Source organism: Streptococcus ilei (assembly GCF_000479335.1).
GTDB classification, from domain to species: Bacteria; Bacillota; Bacilli; order Lactobacillales; family Streptococcaceae; genus Streptococcus; species Streptococcus ilei.
Map to the genome: position 1 here is coordinate 1,443,302 of NC_022584.1, position 19,221 is coordinate 1,462,522.

Below are 19,221 nucleotides of genomic sequence, written 5' to 3' on the forward strand. Positions count from 1 at the left end.
AAAAATTACTCTTCAATCTCAATGGCATCATCAAGATCTAGTGTTACTTCTTCAAGAAGTGGGCTTTCAGCTACTTCATCTTGTACAACTACAGCAGTGTCATCATCGATCAAACCGAAGCGCACGCGCACTTGGTGATCAATCTCATCAAAAATTTCTGGATGGTCTGCCAAGTACTTCTTAGCATTTTCAGAACCTTGGCCAATCTTCTCACCGTTATAAGAATACCAAGCCCCTGCTTTTTGGATCAAATCAAGGTCTGTTGCAATTTTTAGCAATTCGCCTGTACGTGAAATTCCTTCTCCGTACATGATTTCAACCATGGCTTCTTTGAACGGTGGAGCCACCTTGTTCTTCACAACCTTGATCTTGGTTTCCTTACCAACGTTGGTATCTTTTTGGTCCCCAGTACCCTTGATTTGAGTATTTCCACGAACATCTAGACGAACAGAAGCGTAGAATTTCAGGGCACGACCACCAGGTGTGGTTTCTGGATTCCCAAACATGACCCCAACTTTTTCACGCAATTGGTTGATAAAGATAGCAATGGTCTTGGTCTTGTTGATTGAAGCTCCAAGCTTACGCATAGCCTGGCTCATCATCCGCGCTTGCAAACCAACGTGGCTGTCACCGATATCTCCATCGATTTCTGCGCGTGGGACCAAGGCAGCAACAGAGTCGATAACGACCAAGTCAACGGCACCAGAGTCGATCAATTTACCAGCAATTTCAAGTCCTTGTTCCCCTGAGTCTGGTTGAGACAAGAGGAGTTCATCAATATTAACCCCAAGAGCTGCCGCATAAGATGGGTCCAAGGCATGCTCGGCATCGATAAAGGCAGCAATGCCTCCTTCTTTCTGTGCTTGCGCTACTGCATGGAGGGCAACGGTTGTTTTACCAGATGATTCTGGACCATAGATTTCGATGATCCGACCTTTTGGATAACCACCAGCACCCAAGGCAATATCAAGAGCCAAGGAACCTGAGCTCATGACTTGAACTTTTTGCTCTGCGCGTTCGCCCAGACGCATGATGGATCCTTTACCAAAGTCTTTTTCGATCAACTTTAGGGCATCATTGAGCGCTTTTTCACGCTCGTCTCCGAATTTCTTAGAGATATCATCTAATTTTTTCTGTTTTTTCGCCATTCTTTTCTCCTATATTCAAAGCGTAATGCTATACAAGCTTCTTATCATTATAGCAAATTTTCATCTAATAATACAGTCCGGCGTACCAGATTAAAGGCATGGAGGACTGCAACTTTCCGAACATCCATACGACTCCGGCCAGCGATATTGACCTTGATCGATTGGACTCCTTTAGGACCTGCAATTCCAATAAAAACGGTCCCTGCTGGGTGGCCTTCTAGACTGTCTGGGCCAGCAACACCTGTCAGACTAACTCCATAATCAGCCCCTGTTAAGAGACGGGCTTGCGCCGCCATCCGCTCAGCTGTATGGGCAGAGACCACTCCATGTTCTTGCAACTCAGCTAGGGGGATTTGGAGCATTTTGCTCTTTTCCTCTATGCTGTAGGTGACGAAACCTCCTGGTAGGACTGCTGAGGCTCCTGAGAAATTAGCCAGAGTCGATTGGAACATCCCGGCTGTCAAGCTCTCTGCTGCGGTTAGGGTCAAACCTCTCTCTCGCAAGAGTTCAAAAGCAACCTTAGCTAGGGAATTGTCATCTCCATAGCCATAGAAGAGCTGGCTCAAGGCTTGACCATCTAAAGTCTCATGACGAAGGATCACTTGCTCCAACTGATCCAATTTCTGATCAGCCTGCTCTTGTGACGCAGCCTTGGTCGACAAGCGCAAGGTCACTTCTCCGGTCTTGGCATAAGGAGCCACCGTCGGGTCAGTCTGGCCATCAATCACATCGGCTAGAACGGTTACCAGCTGGCTTTCCCCGATTCCAAAAAAGCGCAAGACGCGTGAGTAGAGCTTCTCGCCTGTGGCTAGAAGGGGCACTAACTCATCAGTAACCATAGGTTTCAGTTCACTAGGGGGACCAGGCAAGACCACATAGCTAACGCCCTCTACTTCAATCAACCCTCCCACTGCCAAACCAGTCAAATTTTGGAGCGGTGTTGAGCCTGTCACTATTTGCGCTTGTCTCAGATTGTTGGGAGTTCGGATATGTTCTGGCCGACTGGCAAAGAAGCGGTCCAACTTGGCCATTGCTTCTGGATCAAAGGTCAGGTCTCTACCCAAGAACTGCGCTAGGGTCTGCTTGGTCAGGTCGTCTTCGGTCGGTCCGAGGCCTCCCGTGAGGATGACGAGATCACTTCGATCACGCGCAATCGCAAGAACAGACAAGAGACGATCGGCATTATCCCCAACTGCAGTTTGGAAATAAACGTCGATCCCTAGACCGGCCAACTTTTCTGATAAGAATTGCGCATTGGTATTGACAATCTGTCCTGTGAGAATTTCAGTTCCCACTGCAATGATCTCTGCTTTCATAACGCCTCCACTTATACTATTCGTAATTTTTCTTCATTGTAACACAAAAATAGAAAAATCGTAGAAAAATTTTCTACGATGGGTTAGCTATTCGGATTTTTCCATTCACAATCATTCTCATGGTCATTGACCAGGCCTGCTGCTTGTAGGTAGGATAAGACCGCAACGGGACCCGTAAACTTGAAACCACGCTTTTTGAGGTCCTTGGCTAGCTTCTCAGAAAGAACTGTCTTCGCTGGAGCCTGCCGGTAATCTGGAACATCATTGACGATGGTTTTCCCATTGACAAAAGACCAAAGATAAGCATCAAAGGTGCCAAACTCTGCCTGGACTTGTAGAAAGGCTTGAGCGTTGGCTCGTGTGGCAAAAATCTTTGCCCGATTTCGAATGATAGCTGGATTGTCCATCAAGGGCTCCAATTCAGAGTCAGTCATCTTTGCGACCGCTTGAATTTGATAGCCATGAAACGCTTCTCGGAAAGCTTGGCGTTTATTGAGCACCGTTTCCCAAGACAGACCAGCCTGATAGGTCTCCATACAGAGCAACTCAAAAAGGGCTTGATCATCGTGGAGAGGACGTCCCCATTCTTCATCATGGTAGGCTACATAGAGCGGGTTATTCATTTTAACCCAGCCACAACGTTTTGGCATCTTCTTCTCCTATTTCACCAACATCTTAAGGGCAGACTTGATGTAGTTTTCAGCAGTATCAGAAGTTCCTTCAAAGAATTTCTTGATTTTCTTAAGTTCCGTTGCCTTGTAGCCCAATGCCAACATGGCTTCCATAGCTTCTTCAAGGGATTGGTTTTCTTCTGCAACTTTGGCTTTAGACTGAGCCGGTGCATCTTCTAGGTCAAGATTGATCTTACCTTCCAAGTCCAGCACCATCTGTTGAGCTGTTTTCTTGCCGATCTTTGGAAACTTGGTCAAGTAGGTAATGTTCTTGCTTTCGATGGCTTGGACAAGACCTGCATTATCGTCTGCAGCAATGATAGCCAGAGCTGAGACAGGTCCAATCCCAGAGACTGAGATCAAGTTTAAAAAGAGCTGTTTCTCTTCTTCGGTTGCAAAACCATAGAGAAGGTGAGCGTCTTCACGGACCACTTGGTGCAGATAGACGTGCACCTCTTGATTCATTTTGCCAGAGTAGGCATAGGGATTGGCCACATGCAAGAGATAGCCGATTCCAGCTGTTTCTACCACAATGTATTTAGCAGTGATTTTCGTCAAGATTCCTTTAATGTATTCGTACATAAGATTCCTTTATTGTTTGATTAATATTTGCCCAATTCCCGTAGGCTAGTGTGATTTTCCTGAATGCGTCGGAACATCTTTTCCATATCCGACTTGGTAAAGTTAACCAAAACCGGACGACCGTGAGGGCAGTTATAGGGGTTGTCACATTGGGACAGTTGATAGATCAGGTCGCGTGCAGAGTAATCGTCCAGTGTATGGTTGGCCTTGATGGAGCGTTTGCAGGACATCATGATAGCCAACTCAGCCCGGTATTTCTTGATGGACACTTCCTTGGTCAAGAGGAGCATGTCACACATTTCGTAGATACCCGACTCGATCTCTTCTTCCTTCATCCAGATCGGATGCTCCCGCAAGATCAACTGGTTAGCTCCGTATTCTTCTAAGTAGACGCCCACTTCTTCTAAGAGGTGCTTGCGCTGTTGCAGGCGGATCAGATCGTCTGTAGGGAACTCAAAGATATAAGGGACCAGCAGTTGTTGCTGACTGCCGTCCACATCCCCGATACTCTCCCGGTATTCTTCGTATTTGACCCGCTCTTGGGCCGCGTGCTGGTCAATGATATATAGGCCCCCATTTCCTTGGGCAAAGAGATAGGTTCCATGCATCTGACCAAAATATTCCAACTCTGGGAAGGTGGATGCTTCCTCTCCCTCCAGCTTGTCATAGGCCTTGTCTAGACTAGCCAGATCCAACTCTGGGTGGTCTAGTTGGTCGTACTGAGGCGTCTTTCGCTCCGCAAACTTGATAGCTGGTGACTTAGTCTCCTGATTTCCCTCTTCTGGGGCAAAGAGAATCGTTTGCTCTGGGCTTATTTCACCACTTGGACGAGATTCCCCAACCTCTGGACGGACAAAGAAATCTCCCTTGTCTCGGTCGTAATAGAGGCTGTTTTCTTTTAGGGGGAGACTGGTCTGAACCGGCTTTTCTGTTCGACGAAGTGTCGATTTGGCCAGATTTTCCAAAGCATCTGGAATCAGATCTTGCTCTTTCAAAGTGGAAACAATCGCTTGGGAAATCAAGTCCATCAGTTCTCGTTCTTTAGAAATACGGACCTCTTGCTTGGTCGGGTGGACATTGACATCAGCTAGATAGGGGTCAATCTGGATATTGATGACCGCTATCGGGAAGCGTCCGACCATGAGTTTACTGCCGTAGCCATCCAAGATAGCCCGGTTGAGCAAGAAATTCTTGATGTAACGGCCGTTGATAAAAAGGCTAATATAGTTGCGATTGGCCCGGGTCAGTTCTGGCAAAGAGACGAAGCCGGACACTTCAAAGTCCAAATCACCTGTCTCGATGGCAACCATTTTCTTGGCGGTAGCAAGGCCGTAGACTCCTGCGATGGCTTGGCGGAGATTTCCCGTCCCTGCCGTCCGTGTCATTTCATGGCCGTCATTGATCAAGGTGAAGGCAATCTCTGGATGGGCCAGACTCAAGCGATTGAGAATGTCGACGATATGGGACAACTCTGCCTGTTGGCTCTTCATATATTTGAGGCGGGCTGGTGTATTGAAAAAGAGGTCCTCGATCTTAATTTTAGTCCCCACAGGGCTAGTCGCCGGCTCAAGAGAAGTGATTTCCCCCCCTTTAGCCTCTAGCTTGGTTCCATGACTGGCTCCTTCCTGAGCTGTTAGAATGGTCATAACACTGACAGAGGCAATGGAGGGCAAGGCCTCGCCACGGAAGCCTAGGGTCCGAATCCGAAAGAGATCGGCTTGACTCTTAATCTTACTAGTCGCATGGCGACGAAGGGCTAATTCCACTTCCTCGTGGGCAATCCCTTGTCCATTATCCGTAATTTGAATGGTCTTTAAGCCCGCTTCTTCAATCTCTACGACAATCTGACTGGCTCCTGCATCGATGGAGTTTTCAACCAGTTCCTTGACCACACTAGCAGGGCGCTCGATGACCTCACCGGCAGCGATCTGATTGGCTAGAATTTCTGGTAATTCGATAATCTGTGACATAGCTTCCCCTCTTATCTTTTATACGCGCATAGGTAGAACTATTATACCATATCTCCAAGGAAGGCCTCCGTTTATAAAACCTTATCCCCTAGCTCCATTAAAGATACTGGACTTCTACCAGATAAACAGACAAAATGACCGAATATGCAAAAAACCTTGTCTTGATGCCTGAAAAAGTGTTTAATAGAATTGTAAGCAAGAGGTCCTGCTAGCGAATCGCTTACCTTACGTCAATCAGTTAGAAGGGATTTGTATGAAAGTAACAGTAACCATTGACCCTCATTTTCAAGAAGAAGGTGTTGCTATCACAGCGCCACAACCTAGCGAACGCATCCAGAAAGTCCAACAATTCATAGAGGAATTGGACCAGAAGGAACGCTTGCGAGCGAAAAAGGATGGGGAAACCTATCTTGTAGAGACCCACTTGTTTCATCGTTTCTATATTGAAAACCGGCAAGTGGTGGGGGAAACAAAGGATGACCACTTCATCCTCACAGGTCCTCTCTACCAACTCTCTGAAGACTTGCCCATCTACTTTTTAAAAATTTCCCAATCTGAAATTATCAATACCAAAGAAATCGATCACCTGCATTTTACCGGTAGCGGATCGGTTCAAATCTATCTCAAAAACGGAAGGATGACTTACTCCTCTCGTCGTTATTTAAAAGCTATTAAGGAGAAACTCTCATGATGAAAAACCATTTTACCAACGCTTTGAAAGGGATCTTGATCGGTCTCATCCTCTCTATCCTCTTTTCTTTTTTAAACTCCCCTTCCACTTATACGCCTCTCAGTCCTAGCTCAGCTGTCGGCCAGTGGATGCAAGCCCACGAAGTTCATGGATCCCTTGTTATGCTCTATTGTACCCTTATCTGGGCCGGTATCGGACTCCTCTTCAGCTTGGGGAGTGTCCTTTTCAACAAAGATTGGAGCTTGCTTCGCGCGACCGTCAGCCACTACCTCTTGATGCTCTTTGGTTTCCTACCTTTAGCAACCTTGGGTGGCTGGTTCCCAATGAAAATCAGTTTTTATCTCTCTGTCATTTTTGAGTTTAGCTTCGTCTATCTCATTGTCTGGGCTGTCTCTTACTACCTCAATAAAAAGAAAGTGGATGACATCAATCGTCAGTTGCAAGGAAAGGCTTGATAAATAAAAAGAGGCTAGGACAAAAGTCCTAGCCTCTCAATTGTCTTTGGATTGTCGAGTAAGACGCAGTGGTTGAGTGGGCTCTACTACGCTGATTTCATCTGCTTTTACAGCCCTACTCAACTGTGCGGAGGTGGGACGACGAAATCGAATTCTAACGAATGACCGATTTCTGTCCCACTCTCTCTTATATTCTCTTTTTCATCTCGGCAACTGCCATCATGACTTCCATCGGGGTCATGTTGTAGATATCGAGATTGTTTAATTCTTCTAGTACTGGGTGAGTGGTGTCTGCCGCAAACAGAGATAACTGCTCTCCAAGCTCTTGAGAGGATTGCTTGGTTGGAGCTGCTACTGGCACTTCTTGGCTTTGGCCTTCTAGTTGACTCAGGATGGCATCTGCCCGCTTCAAGAGATCGCTTGGCAGGCCTGCAATCTTAGCTACATGGATCCCGTAGGATTTATCAGCAGGTCCCTCTTCGATCCGGTGCAAGAAGGTCACTTGGCCGTCCTTCTCCAAGGTAGCGACGTGGACATTGCGCAAGCGAGATAGGGTCTGCTCCAAGTCGGTTAGCTCATGGTAGTGGGTAGCAAAGAGTGTCTTGGCCCCTGTCCGGTCATGAATGTATTCGATAATGGCTTGGGCCAGAGCCATGCCATCATAGGTCGCCGTTCCCCGTCCCAACTCATCAAACAAGATAAGAGAGGCTGGAGTCGCTTGACGAATGGCATTGTTGGCCTCCATCATCTCAACCATAAAGGTCGACTGGCCGGACACCAAGTCATCTGCCGCCCCAATCCGAGTGTAAATGGCATCAAAGAGAGGGAGGATTGCCGCTTGAGCTGGTACAAAGGAGCCAATCTGGGCCATAATGACAATGATAGCCAATTGACGCATATAGGTGGACTTCCCGCTCATATTGGGCCCCGTAATCAACTGGATATCACAGGTCTCATCCATGAGGATACTATTGGGAATGTAGCTTTGAGCTCCCATTACCTTCTCAACAACCGGGTGACGGCCCTTTTCAATCCGGATATCACGCGCCTCTTGGAAGACTGGACGGGTCAGTTGTTGCCTTTCAGCCACACAGGCCAGCCCCTGCAAAACGTCCACCGTTGCTAGAGCTTGGGCTAGTGACTGCAAGCGCTGAATGTACTTGCCGACTTCCTCTCTGATTCGTAGGAAAATCGCATACTCCAGACTGGTTGATTGTTCCCGAGCTTCTAGCATCTCTCCTTCAATCCGAGCCAATTCTTCTGTCCCAAAACGCTCGGAGTTTTTCAAGGTCGCCTTGCGGAAGAAATGAGCTGGCACACGGGATAATTGGGAGTTGGTCACATGGAAATAGTAACCGTCTTTTTTGTTGTAGTCAATTTTAAGACCGGTAATACCACTGGCTTCGCGTTCCTTGGCTTCAATCTCTGCAATCCAGCCGGTCCCTTCTCGGAGGACGACACGGTACTGATCCAGGGTTGGATCAAAACCGGTACGGATGATATTGCCTTCTGTCAGAACAATCGGGGCATCCGGGTCAATCGCTGCTTCGATGAGACGGCAAAGCTCTGGTAGCTCATCTAACTGGGCAATGAGGGGGTCTAGAACAGGCTCTCCCATCTCGACCAAAAGCGACTTGATCAAGGGAACGTGGCGCAGCGTTTCGCCCAATTGCAAGAGGTCCTTGGGAGTAATCTTGCCAAAGGAGACCCGACTGGCCAAACGCTCGATGTCATACACACCTTTGAGACGATCTGCCAGATCACTTCGCTCAAAGAAATGGTCCAAGAAGACTTGGATAATCTCTTGGCGCTCTTCGATCCGATGACGGTCCATTAAGGGTTTCTGGATCCAAGCCCGTAAGAGACGACCTCCCATGGCTGTCTTGCTTTCATCTAGGAGCCAGTAGAGGCTGCCGTGTTTTTTACCTGTCCGGGCATTCTCTGTCAAGTCCAAACTCGCCTTGGTCGCATAATCCATCTGCAAGAAATCACGGACTTCATAGTGATGGGCAGGCTTGATATGGTGGAGCTCCCGCTTCTGGGTTTCCTGTACGTATTGGAGCAGACCTCCAGCCGCTATTCTCTCCAAATGAGTCAACTCAGCCCCTAGAAGTTGAACATCCTCCGCCACTTCTGAGATAGGGGAGAGTAAGAGGTTCATTTGGCCAAGAAGGACTCTTTCTTCCATTTCTGACAAGGAGTAGGTCAAGACAATTTCACGCGCCCGCAGGTTTCGTATTTCCCCACAGACCATGGCAAAATCATTCAAACTAGTGACCTGAAACTCTCCAGTCACCAAGTCCATATAGGCAAGGCCATAATCCGTCTCATCATGAGACAAGGCTACCAAGAAGTTGTTGGCGCTGTCTGGCTTGGTCGAATCGACAACGGTCCCTGGAGTAATGACTTGGACCACTTCCCGCTTGACCACACCGACGGCTTGCTTAGGATCTTCCATCTGCTCTGCAATAGCCACCTTATAGCCTTTTTCGATCAAAACATCGATGTACTGCTGGGCTGAATGATAAGGTACTCCAGCCATGGGAATCGGATTTTCTGCATTTTTATTCCTTGAAGTCAAGGAAATCTCTAAAATCTGTGCGGCATTGACGGCATCTTCATAAAAGAGCTCGTAAAAATCCCCCATCCGAAAGAGCAAAAAAGCATCCGGATAGTCTTTTTTGATATCTAGGTATTGCTGCATGCCAGGTGATATTTTTTCTGCTGCCATATCGCTCCTTTTCTCTATCATTTCATTCATTCTGAGAACTTACTCCAACACTAAACTGATATAAAAGGAGGGCCGATCCCTTTCTGGACTGGTCCCTCGCCCTTGACTAGTGACTAGAATGTTGGAGAATGGTCTGCTGGACCGTTTGTGCGACTTCTTGGTCCTTGCAAACAATTAAAAGGGTATTGGCCCCTGCGACGGTTCCAAGGATTTGATCATCCAAAATTTCATCGACTGCATTGGCTAAAATCGCCGCCTCTCCAAGCTCCGTCCGAACAACCAGTGTGAACTCTGCTCTCGAGACCACTTGTGCATATTGAGCAATCAGTCTAAAAATATCTGTTCGATCAGGTTCATCGGCTAATTTATAATAGAGACCACCCTTCTCTTTTACTTTGATCAGACCAATTTCTCGTAGGTCTCTGGATAAGGTTGTCTGGGTCACTCCCGCCCCTCTCTGATCTAAACGGTCTTGAATTTCTTTTTGCGTCGATAACTTCTCATTTTGGATAATTTCTCGAATCAAAAGCTGACGTTCATCTTTTTTCATTTTTGCTCCACTTTTGAATAATTATACTTTGATTATACCAAAAAGTTTGAAGAAAGGCCGAATTTTGTGATAGAATAGTAACAAAAGACCAAAGGAGCTACTATGAATCATAAAGAACTTATTGCAAGTGAATTGGCAAAAGTCATCGAAGACTTAGACCAAGAAACTATCTTAAATTTACTAGAGCAACCAAAATCTTCAGACCTCGGAGATATCGCCTTTCCTGCCTTTTCTTTGGCTAAAATCGAACGCAAAGCTCCTCAAGCGATTGCTGCTGATATTGCGGAAAAAATCGATGCCTCTCACTTTGAAAAAGTCGTTGCTACTGGTCCTTACGTAAACTTCTTCTTAGATAAATCACAAATCTCTGACCAAGTCATCAAATCTGTTATCCAAGCGGGTGCTGACTATGGACAACAAGAAGAAGGCCAAGGAGCGAACGTTACCATCGACCTTTCTAGTCCAAACATCGCAAAACCATTCTCAGTTGGTCACTTACGTTCAACCGTTATCGGGGATGCTATTTCAAACATCTATAAAAAAATGGGCTACAACACCATTAAAATCAACCACTTGGGAGACTGGGGTAAACAGTTCGGTCTTTTGATGGTAGCTTACAAAAAATGGGGTAGCAAGGAAGCTGTCGAAGCTAATCCAATCGACGAATTGTTGAAACTTTATGTTCGCATCAATGCCGAAATCGAAAACGATCCTGCTTTGGACGATGAAGGACGTCTCTGGTTCAAGAAATTGGAAGATGGAGATCCAGAAGCAACTGAATTGTGGCAATGGTTCCGTGACGAGAGCTTGGTAGAATTCAACCGTATCTACAAACTCCTCGGTGTTGAATTTGACAGCTTAAACGGAGAAGCCTTCTACAATGACAAGATGGACGAAGCTGTCCAAATCCTTGAAGAAAAAGGTTTGTTGAAAGAGTCTAAGGGGGCTAGCATCGTTGAGTTGGATGATGTCAACCTACCACCAGCTATGATTAAAAAATCAGATGGTGCCACTCTTTATATCACTCGTGATATCGCAACCGCTATCTACCGTGCACGGACTTACAACTTTGTGAAAAACATCTATGTTGTAGGTCAAGAACAATCCAACCACTTCCGTCAGTTGAAAGCTGTTTTGAAGAAAATGGGATTTGAATGGAGCGACGATATGATCCACGTTGACTTTGGTTTGGTGACAAAGAACCGCCAAAAATTGTCAACTCGTAAAGGAAATATCATCCTGCTCGAACCAACCCTTCAAGAAGCTATCTCTCGTGCTAAAGCTCAGATCGAAGAAAAGAATCCTGAACTAGAAAACAAGGAAGAAGTAGCACATGCAGTCGGTGTTGGTGCGGTTAAATTCTATGACTTGAAGACAGACCGTCGAAACGGGTATGACTTTGACCTTGAAGCCATGGTATCCTTCGAAGGAGAAACTGGACCATACGTTCAATACGCTTATGCTCGTATCCAATCTATCCTTCGCAAAGCCAACTTCACACCATCAGCAGATGCGACTTATAGCTTGAGCGATCCTGAAAGCTGGGAAATCATCAAGCTTCTCCAAGACTTCTCTCGTGTTGTCAAACGTGCTGCTGAAAACTATGATCCATCCTTGATTGCCAAATATGCCATCAACTTGGCTCAAGCCTTCAACAAGTACTATGCTCACACTCGGATCTTGGATGAAAGCCCAGAACGTGATAGCCGTCTTGCTCTTAGCTACTCAACAGCAGTTGTTTTGAAAGAAGCGCTTCGTCTATTGGGTGTGGATGCGCCTGATAAGATGTAATATCTTTCTTACTTTTTGATAGGAAACCGTCTTTTTTAGGGGTGAGAGGAATAGCTAAATAAGCCTTATTTAGTTCCATCTCACTCCTTTTCTCATGTTACATACACCTATATTTTTAGGGATTAGCGCTTCCCTTATCTATTATCTTATCTTCTGGAGAACCCTATGAACCAAACTGTTTACATTCTTATTTTAGTTAGCCTAGTCATTCTCTTTTTAATCAATAAATACGAGAGAGAAAAACTGCAAAAGATTTTACAAGAGCAACTCTTAAAAGATGAAACATTCAAAGCAGGCATCAAGGAGCAAATCCAAACGACGGAAAACATCAACGATGTCATCCACGCTATCAACAAGGACTATCGCCTCGGCCTCTTACTTTCGAAAGAAATTACAGATCAATTAAAATAAGCAACAAAAGAGAGAGTGGGACAGAAATCGGTCATTCGTTAGAATTCGATTTCTGTCCCACTCTCTTCTCATTTTAAAAGTGATACAAGTCTTCGATAATACCAGCTACTTTTTTGATATCCCCTAGCATCCCTCGCATCTCAAAGTCTGCTAGCATAGGGAAGCCAAAGCGTTGACTGTACTGCTTGGCCGTTAGGCAATATTGATTGTTGAAGTTGCGGTTTCCAGATCCTACAACTCCCAAGCATTTAGTGGCATTGTTTCCGTAGGCAATAAAGTCTGCTACATCGGTCGTTAAAATCTCCACATCCCCATTATCAACACCATTTCCTCCTTCAAGATAGGTAGGTAAAAAGGCGATAAAAGGAGTATCGACTTCAAAGAAAGGCTTCCCTTCTTTGACCAGGTCTTTGACATGGATTTTTTCAATAACTAAGTCAGGGTACTGCTCCCATAGATAGTCACTGAGGCGACGGACAAAACTTTCAGTATTGCCACTTAAACTGATATAGACAAAACATACTTTCATTTTTTTCTCCAATCAGACAAGCTCCTCCTTCTTTGTCTAAGACTAAGCTAGAGGAGCTTTTGAATGCTGTCATCTAAGCTGAAAGGTCGCTAGCTGGTCTATTTTTTAATTTGTAGAGAAGGATTCCCAGGTAAACAAGGGCTACAACTATACTCAAGACAAGCGCATATAAGCTAGAAGCCTGTATCAAGGTCCGCAATTTATCTGTTGTGATCACCGACATGGAAGAACGATAAGACCAGAAATTGTGCAAGCTTATTAGGACAAAGGCTCCAATTTGACCCATATAGGCGTAGGTTGCCTTGACAATATCCTTTTTAGACAGGAAGAAATAGCCAACAGCAATTAAGCCCCCAATTAAAAGAGATAGCAACAACCAAGCAATCGGTCCGCGTAGCGCTACGATTAGTTTTTCAAGGAAGGCTTTATATTCTTCCCGTTCAATTGCAGTGGTTAAGTTCAAAGAAGCTGCCGTTTCATCTGTGATCTCCACTTTAGCCAATCCAAAGAAGGACTGAGCAGTTAATAGAGTTCCCATCGCTGAGAGGGCTAGCAAGACATACATATAAATCGGATTTTTCTTCATTGTATTTCCTCGTTTCTAATATCCATAGTATTTATTATAACGTGAACCTAAGGGAAGCGCAAGTTTAGATTTTCCCAGCGATCCTGTGCTAAAAAAGCTCCCTCTAAATCAGGATATGATTCAAAAGGAGCTCTTCTTTCTAAGTATATTGCTTCTAGAATGTCGAAAACAAATTAGTTCAAGTGCCAGATATCTTCGTTGTACTGAGCGATTGTACGGTCAGATGAGAAGAATCCTGCTTTGGCAATGTTAACGATGACTTTATCCAACCATGCGTCACGGTCTTCGTAGTCAGCCAACATTTGCTCTTTGACTTTGATGTAGTCTTCCAAGTCAAGAAGGGTCATGAACCAGTCTTTGTTGATCAACTCATTGTGAAGACGAGACAAACGTTCTTGGTTACCAACTGCAAGAACAGCGTCGCTGACGATGAAGTCAACCAATGGTTTGATTGCTTCACGAGCGTAGAATTCGCTTGATTTGTATGCTGATTTTGCGTAAAGGTCGATAACAGTTTCTGAATCTTCACCGAAGATGTAGATGTTTTCGTCTCCAACCAACTCAGCGATTTCCACGTTAGCTCCGTCCATAGTACCAAGCGTCAAAGCTCCGTTCAACATGAATTTCATGTTACCAGTACCTGAAGCTTCTTTAGAAGCCAATGAGATTTGTTCTGAGATATCACATGCTGGGATCAAGAAGCTTGCTGCAGTCACGTTGTAGTTTTCAACCATTACTACTTGTAAGTGTGGAGCCACTGCTGGATCGTTTGCGATGACTTCTGACAAGCAAAGGATCAAGTGGATGATGTCTTGAGCGATTGTGTAGGCAGGAGCTGCTTTACCACCAAAGAAGACTGTGATTGGACGAGCAGGGATGTTACCAGCCTTGATGTCAAGATATTTGTGGATCACATACAAAGCGTTCATTTGTTGACGTTTGTACTCGTGAAGACGTTTGATTTGGATATCAAAGATAGAGTTTGGATTGATTTCTACACCTTGATGATCTTTCAAGTGACGAGCCAATTTACGTTTGTTGTGGGCTTTGATGTTTTCCAATTTTTCTTTGACAGCTGCTTTATCTTCGTATGAGAGAAGGTCTTCCAATTTAGAAGCATCATGGTGCCAATCGCGTCCAAGGATCTCATCCAAGTAGTGAGACAAGCTTGGGTTGGCATGCATGAGCCAACGACGGAAGGTGATCCCGTTTGTTTTGTTGTTGAATTTTTCTGGGTAAAGGTCATAGAAGGCCTTCAATTCAGAGTTTTTCAAGATCTCAGTATGGAGAGCAGCAACCCCGTTTACACTGTATCCATAGTGGATATCCATGTGGGCCATGTGGACACGATCGTGTTCATCAATGATTTGAACAGCTGGATCTTTGTGTTCAGCACGAACACGACGGTCCAATTCTTCAATGATTGGTACCAAGTGAGGAACCACTTCTTGCAAGAATTCAAGTGGCCATTTTTCAAGGGCTTCTGCAAGGATTGTGTGGTTAGTGTAAGCGGTCATGCTACGAACGATAGAGATGGCTTCATCCATTTCGATACCGCGTTCAGTCAAGAGACGGATCAACTCAGGAATGACCATAGATGGGTGAGTATCATTGATTTGTACAACTGCGTAGTCAGCAAGGTCATGCAAGTTGCTTCCTTTTTCGATCGCTTCGTCGAGGATCAATTGTGCACCGTTTGAAACCATGAAGTATTGTTGGAAAATACGGAGCAATTCCCCTTGACGGTTACTATCATCTGGGTAAAGGAAAAGAGTCAAGTTGCGAGCGATATCTGTCTTGTCAAAGTTGATACCATCTTCAATGATGGATGAATCAACTGAATCCAAGTCAAACAAGCGCAAGCGGTTCTTGGTTTCGATCTTGTAACCAGGTACATCGATATCATAAAGCGTAGAAGTCAAGGTAAAGTGTGCAAATGGCACTTGGTAGCTACGGCTTGAACGAACGAGCCAGCTTTGGTCAGTCAACCACGCATTTGGAATGGTTTCTTGTTGGTTGTTTTTAAGGACTTGTTGGAACAAACCAAAGTGGTAGTTCAAACCAACCCCATCCCCTGTCAAACCAAGGCTTGAGATAGAGTCGATAAAGCAGGCTGCCAAGCGTCCCAAACCACCGTTACCAAGTGATGGTTCCAATTCCACTTCTTCGACTTCGATCAAGTCTTTGCCAGCGTCAGCCAATTCTTTTTTGACGTCATCGTACAGACCCAAGTTGATCAAGTTGTTCGACAAGAGTTTACCAATCAAGAACTCAGCTGAGATATAGTAAACTTTTTTCTTACCAGTATTTAATTTCTTTTGGGCACTTGCTTGCTTGGTGTAATTAAGCAAAGCAATGTACAATTCTTCGTTTGAACATTCTGCAATTGTTTTTTGATGATGGTCAATCACATATTTTTGTAATGATTCCATGGTTAAGTGTCTCCTTGTGTTTTAATTAGATAGGGGGAAAGATTATTTTTCTGCTTTTTTCGCTTCTTCTTTCACCAAGTCAGTATTTTCACGACGATAGATGGTTGTGAAATCAAGTAATTCTTGCTCAACAGCAGGAGTCAATTGATCCGCTGTCATCCGCCATGCCCAGTTGCCACCAAGGGTAGATGGGAAGTTCATACGAGCTGAGCCATCCAACTCTAACAAATCTTGCATGGTAGCGATGGCCATAAAGCTGACTGAAGCAAAGACGGTACGAAGCATCGCATGTGGAACAGATTCGTATTCTTTCCGGTTGGTGTAACGAGCAAGGTACTCACGAGTTGGATCGTCAATTTCATTGCGGTACCATCCAAGAACCGTGTTGTTATCATGTGTACCAGTGTACATAACAGAGTTATTTGGCGCTAAGTGAGGGCTGTCGATACTTTCATCATCAGGATTGAAGGCAAATTGAAGAATCTTCATGCCTGGGAAGCCTGTGCGCTCACGAAGCTCAATGACTTCGTCCGTCATGAAGCCAAGGTCTTCTGCGATGATGTTCAAATCACCGAGTTCTTCTTTCACTGCAGCAAAGAGTTTGTAGCCAGGACCTTTGACCCATTTACCTGGTGCTGCTGTATCAGAACCAGCTGGGATTTCCCAGTAAGATTCAAAACCACGGAAGTGGTCGATCCGCACGATGTCGTAGATCTTGAAGCTCTCACGCAAGCGTTCAATCCACCATTTGTAACCATCTTTGTCCATTGCTTCCCAGTCATAGATTGGGTTGCCCCAAAGCTGACCAGTTGCTGAGAACTCATCTGGTGGGCATCCTGCGATGCAGGTTGCTTTTCCATTTTCATCTGTTTTAAAGAGATGAGGATTTGCCCACATATCGCTTGAATCTTCCGCTACGTAGATTGGCATATCACCTACGATCTCAATATGGTTGTCGTTAGCGTATGCTTTCAATTTCAACCATTGTTTGAAGAAGAAATACTGTGTTACTCGATGGTAAGTCAATTTATCTTCCAATTGAGCGCGGTAGGATGCAAGGGCTTCCGGTTGACGTACACGAATCGCAGCGTCTGGCCATTCTGTCCATGCTTTTAATTCAAAGTGCTCTTTAATAGCCATGTATTCAGCGAACAATTCCAACCAAGCTGCATTTTGCTCTGCAAATCGGCTGAAGTCATCCCAATCACCTGTTTTGAGAAAAGCTTCAACCGCTTTTTCTAGAAGAGGACGACGTTGCTCGAAGATCTTGGCATAGTCTACTTCAGTTGGATCTTGACCAAAATCAATACCTTCTACATCAGATGCATCCAAGAGCCCTTGTTCAATTAAAAGATCAAAGTCAATAAAATGGGTGTTGCCTGCAAAAGCCGAGAAGGATTGGTAAGGAGAATCACCGTAGCTTGTTGTTCCGAGAGGCAAAATTTGCCAATACCGTTGCTTGGTACGAACGAGAAAATCCACAAAATCGTAGGCTGCTTGGCCAAACGAACCGATTCCATACTTCCCAGGCAAGGATGAAATGTGCATCAAGACACCACTTTGGCGTTTTTTCATTGGGGGTACCACCTTTAGTTTAATATATTTTTGTTTTAAGAAAATAGACGAACCTTCTATACTGTTTCTGATCCACTCCAACTCTCAGAAAGAATAGAAGAAGGGCAGTCATCAGACATAGAACTGAATTTAACCTATTTATAAATGACCCTAGATCATCTTTATGCAACGTTCAAGGAAAACGTTTGCGTTATTATCCATTATAAAGTAATCCTGTGGTTTATGCAAGAGGTTTCCTAAACTTTTATGTTTTTTCTGCAGGTTAACCCTATGCCTAGTGTATCCCTTTCTCATTTTCTTGTCAACTATTTGTGTGTATAATAGAAGATAAAAAAATTTTAAAAATTTTTGCACAAATACTTGCAAACGTTTTCTCCCTGTGATATACTATTCGTGTTAAGGAAAACGTTTGTCTAAAACGTTTTCAACTAATAATCTTATTTTTATTCTTTAGGAGGAATAAATCATGAAACGCACAATTCTTCGAAGCGCTGCTGTACTTGGTACAGTCGGATTCGCATCACTTCTTTTGGTAGCTTGTGGAGGCAAAAAAGAAGATTCTTCTTCTACTACTAAAAACGAGTTGACTGTCTACGTCGATAATGGTTACAAATCTTACATGGAAGAAGCTGCGAAAGCTTTTGAAAAAGAAAGTGGTACAAAAGTAAACATCAAGACTGGTGACGCTCTTGGTGGTTTGGACAAATTGTCTCTTGACAACCAATCTGGTAAAGCTCCAGACGTTATGATGGCACCATACGACCGCGTAGGTGGTCTTGGTAACGACGGTCAATTGGCTGAAGTTAAATTGAACAAAGATAGCAAGACTGACAAAACAACTGAATCACTTGTAACAAACGGTGGTAAAGTGTATGGAGCACCAGCAGTTATCGAAACATTGGTTCTTTACTACAACAAAGACCTCCTACAAGAAGCTCCAAAAACATTTGGTGAACTTGAAGAATTAGCAAAAGACAGCAAGTATAACTTCGCTGGTGAAGAAGGTAAAAACACTGCCTTCCTTGCTGACTGGACAAACTTCTACTATGCATACGGACTCCTTTCAGGTAACGGTGGATATGTCTTCGGTAAAGATGGTACTGATCCAAAAGACGTAGGTTTGAACAACCAAGGTGCCATCGACGGTATCGAATACGCGAAAACTTGGTACGCTAAATGGCCTAAAGGATTGCAAGACACTAAAGGTGCTGCAAACTTCATCCAAACTCAATTCCAAGAAGGTAAGACAGCTGCCATCATCGATGGACCATGGAAAGCATCTTCATTGAAAGAAGCTAAAGTAAACTACGGTGTAGCAACTATCCCTACCCTTCCAAACGGAAAAGCATATTCTGCCTTCGGTGGTGGTAAAGCTTGGGTTATCCCTGCAGGTGCTAACAACCCTGAAGCAGCTCAAAAATTTGTTGACTTCTTGACTACAACTGATCAACAAAAAGCCTTCTACGATAAGACTAACGAAGTGCCAGCTAACACAGAAGCTCGTGAATACGCTGTTGGTAAAAACGATGAGTTGACAACTGCCGTTGTTAAACAGTTTGAAAATGCACAACCAATGCCAAACATCTCTGAAATGAGTACTGTTTGGGATCCAGCTGCAACTATGCTCTTCGACGCTGTAAGTGGTAAGAAATCTGCTAAAGATGCTGCTGACGATGCTGTTAAATTGATCAAAGAAACTATCGAACAAAAATTCGGTGGCAAGTAAAACAGTTCCCAAGGGGCTGGGAATCTTTCCCAGCCTTTCGCTGTGATGTGGCCTCTG

Annotated in this window: 16 protein-coding genes; 5 read left to right on the top strand and 11 right to left on the bottom strand. The window is 44.6% G+C overall.

The annotated features are described in order from the left end of the window. Positions 1 to 5: 5 nt before the first annotated feature. The 5 genes from recA to mutL form a co-directional block, all read right to left on the bottom strand. Entirely contained in the window at positions 6 to 1,148 is a 1,143-nt protein-coding gene (gene recA, locus N596_RS06695) for a recombinase RecA (protein WP_023027382.1), read from the bottom strand. A 47-nt stretch (positions 1,149 to 1,195) separates the two neighbouring features. Continuing rightward, positions 1,196 to 2,464, bottom strand: a complete 1,269-nt coding sequence (locus tag N596_RS06700) for a competence/damage-inducible protein A (protein ID WP_023027383.1) — start codon at positions 2,462 to 2,464, stop codon at positions 1,196 to 1,198. Between the two features lie 83 nt (positions 2,465 to 2,547). Then, positions 2,548 to 3,114 (bottom strand): DNA-3-methyladenine glycosylase I, encoded by a 567-nt coding sequence (locus N596_RS06705; RefSeq protein WP_023027384.1) that lies wholly within the window; start codon positions 3,112 to 3,114, stop codon positions 2,548 to 2,550. Between the two features lie 9 nt (positions 3,115 to 3,123). After that, positions 3,124 to 3,717, bottom strand: coding sequence for a Holliday junction branch migration protein RuvA (gene ruvA / locus N596_RS06710; protein WP_023027385.1), 594 nt, complete (start codon positions 3,715 to 3,717; stop codon positions 3,124 to 3,126). Between the two features lie 20 nt (positions 3,718 to 3,737). Further along, the gene (gene mutL / locus N596_RS06715; RefSeq protein WP_023027386.1) at positions 3,738 to 5,687 is read right to left on the bottom strand and encodes a DNA mismatch repair endonuclease MutL; all 1,950 of its coding nucleotides are present in this window, start codon (positions 5,685 to 5,687) and stop codon (positions 3,738 to 3,740) included. A 253-nt stretch (positions 5,688 to 5,940) separates the two neighbouring features. Between mutL and N596_RS06720 the strand changes: the two genes are divergently transcribed. Next, complete coding sequence (locus tag N596_RS06720; protein WP_023027387.1) at positions 5,941 to 6,378, top strand: LytTR family DNA-binding domain-containing protein; 438 nt, start codon at positions 5,941 to 5,943, stop codon at positions 6,376 to 6,378. Further along, positions 6,375 to 6,833, top strand: a complete 459-nt coding sequence (locus tag N596_RS06725) for a DUF3021 domain-containing protein (RefSeq protein ID WP_023027388.1) — start codon at positions 6,375 to 6,377, stop codon at positions 6,831 to 6,833. The genes N596_RS06720 and N596_RS06725 overlap by 4 nt, the downstream gene beginning before the upstream one ends. Before the next feature lie 187 nt (positions 6,834 to 7,020). Here the strand turns inward: N596_RS06725 and mutS are convergent, their stop codons facing one another. Both mutS and argR read right to left on the bottom strand, forming a co-directional pair. Next, a complete protein-coding gene (gene mutS / locus N596_RS06730) occupies positions 7,021 to 9,564 on the bottom strand; it encodes a DNA mismatch repair protein MutS (protein ID WP_023027389.1) in 2,544 nt (847 codons plus the stop codon). A gap of 106 nt (positions 9,565 to 9,670) precedes the next feature. Next, positions 9,671 to 10,114 carry an arginine repressor gene (argR, locus tag N596_RS06735; protein ID WP_023024723.1) on the bottom strand — a complete coding sequence of 148 codons (444 nt, stop codon included), beginning with the start codon at positions 10,112 to 10,114 and terminating at the stop codon, positions 9,671 to 9,673. 102 nt (positions 10,115 to 10,216) lie between these two features. On the opposite strand from argR, the gene argS reads away from it, so the two are divergent. Further along, positions 10,217 to 11,905, top strand: coding sequence for an arginine--tRNA ligase (gene argS, locus N596_RS06740; protein WP_023027390.1), 1,689 nt, complete (start codon positions 10,217 to 10,219; stop codon positions 11,903 to 11,905). A 165-nt stretch (positions 11,906 to 12,070) separates the two neighbouring features. After that, positions 12,071 to 12,316, top strand: coding sequence for a hypothetical protein (locus tag N596_RS06745; protein WP_023024726.1), 246 nt, complete (start codon positions 12,071 to 12,073; stop codon positions 12,314 to 12,316). A 73-nt stretch (positions 12,317 to 12,389) separates the two neighbouring features. On the opposite strand, the gene nrdI is transcribed toward N596_RS06745, so the two are convergent. From nrdI to malQ, 4 genes are all read right to left on the bottom strand, one after another. Next, positions 12,390 to 12,857, bottom strand: a complete 468-nt coding sequence (gene nrdI / locus N596_RS06750) for a class Ib ribonucleoside-diphosphate reductase assembly flavoprotein NrdI (RefSeq protein ID WP_117744832.1) — start codon at positions 12,855 to 12,857, stop codon at positions 12,390 to 12,392. A gap of 61 nt (positions 12,858 to 12,918) precedes the next feature. Further along, entirely contained in the window at positions 12,919 to 13,431 is a 513-nt protein-coding gene (locus N596_RS06755; protein WP_023027392.1) for an ABC transporter permease, read from the bottom strand. 173 nt (positions 13,432 to 13,604) lie between these two features. Continuing rightward, complete coding sequence (glgP, locus tag N596_RS06760) at positions 13,605 to 15,863, bottom strand: glycogen/starch/alpha-glucan family phosphorylase (protein ID WP_023027393.1); 2,259 nt, start codon at positions 15,861 to 15,863, stop codon at positions 13,605 to 13,607. A 42-nt stretch (positions 15,864 to 15,905) separates the two neighbouring features. Beyond that, positions 15,906 to 17,438: a 4-alpha-glucanotransferase gene (malQ, locus tag N596_RS06765; protein WP_023027394.1), complete on the bottom strand. Its 1,533-nt coding sequence runs from the start codon at positions 17,436 to 17,438 to the stop codon at positions 15,906 to 15,908. 466 nt (positions 17,439 to 17,904) lie between these two features. Here malQ and N596_RS06775 point away from each other — a divergent pair, with 466 nt between their 5' ends. After that, positions 17,905 to 19,164, top strand: coding sequence for an extracellular solute-binding protein (locus N596_RS06775; RefSeq protein ID WP_023027396.1), 1,260 nt, complete (start codon positions 17,905 to 17,907; stop codon positions 19,162 to 19,164). Positions 19,165 to 19,221: the final 57 nt, after the last annotated feature.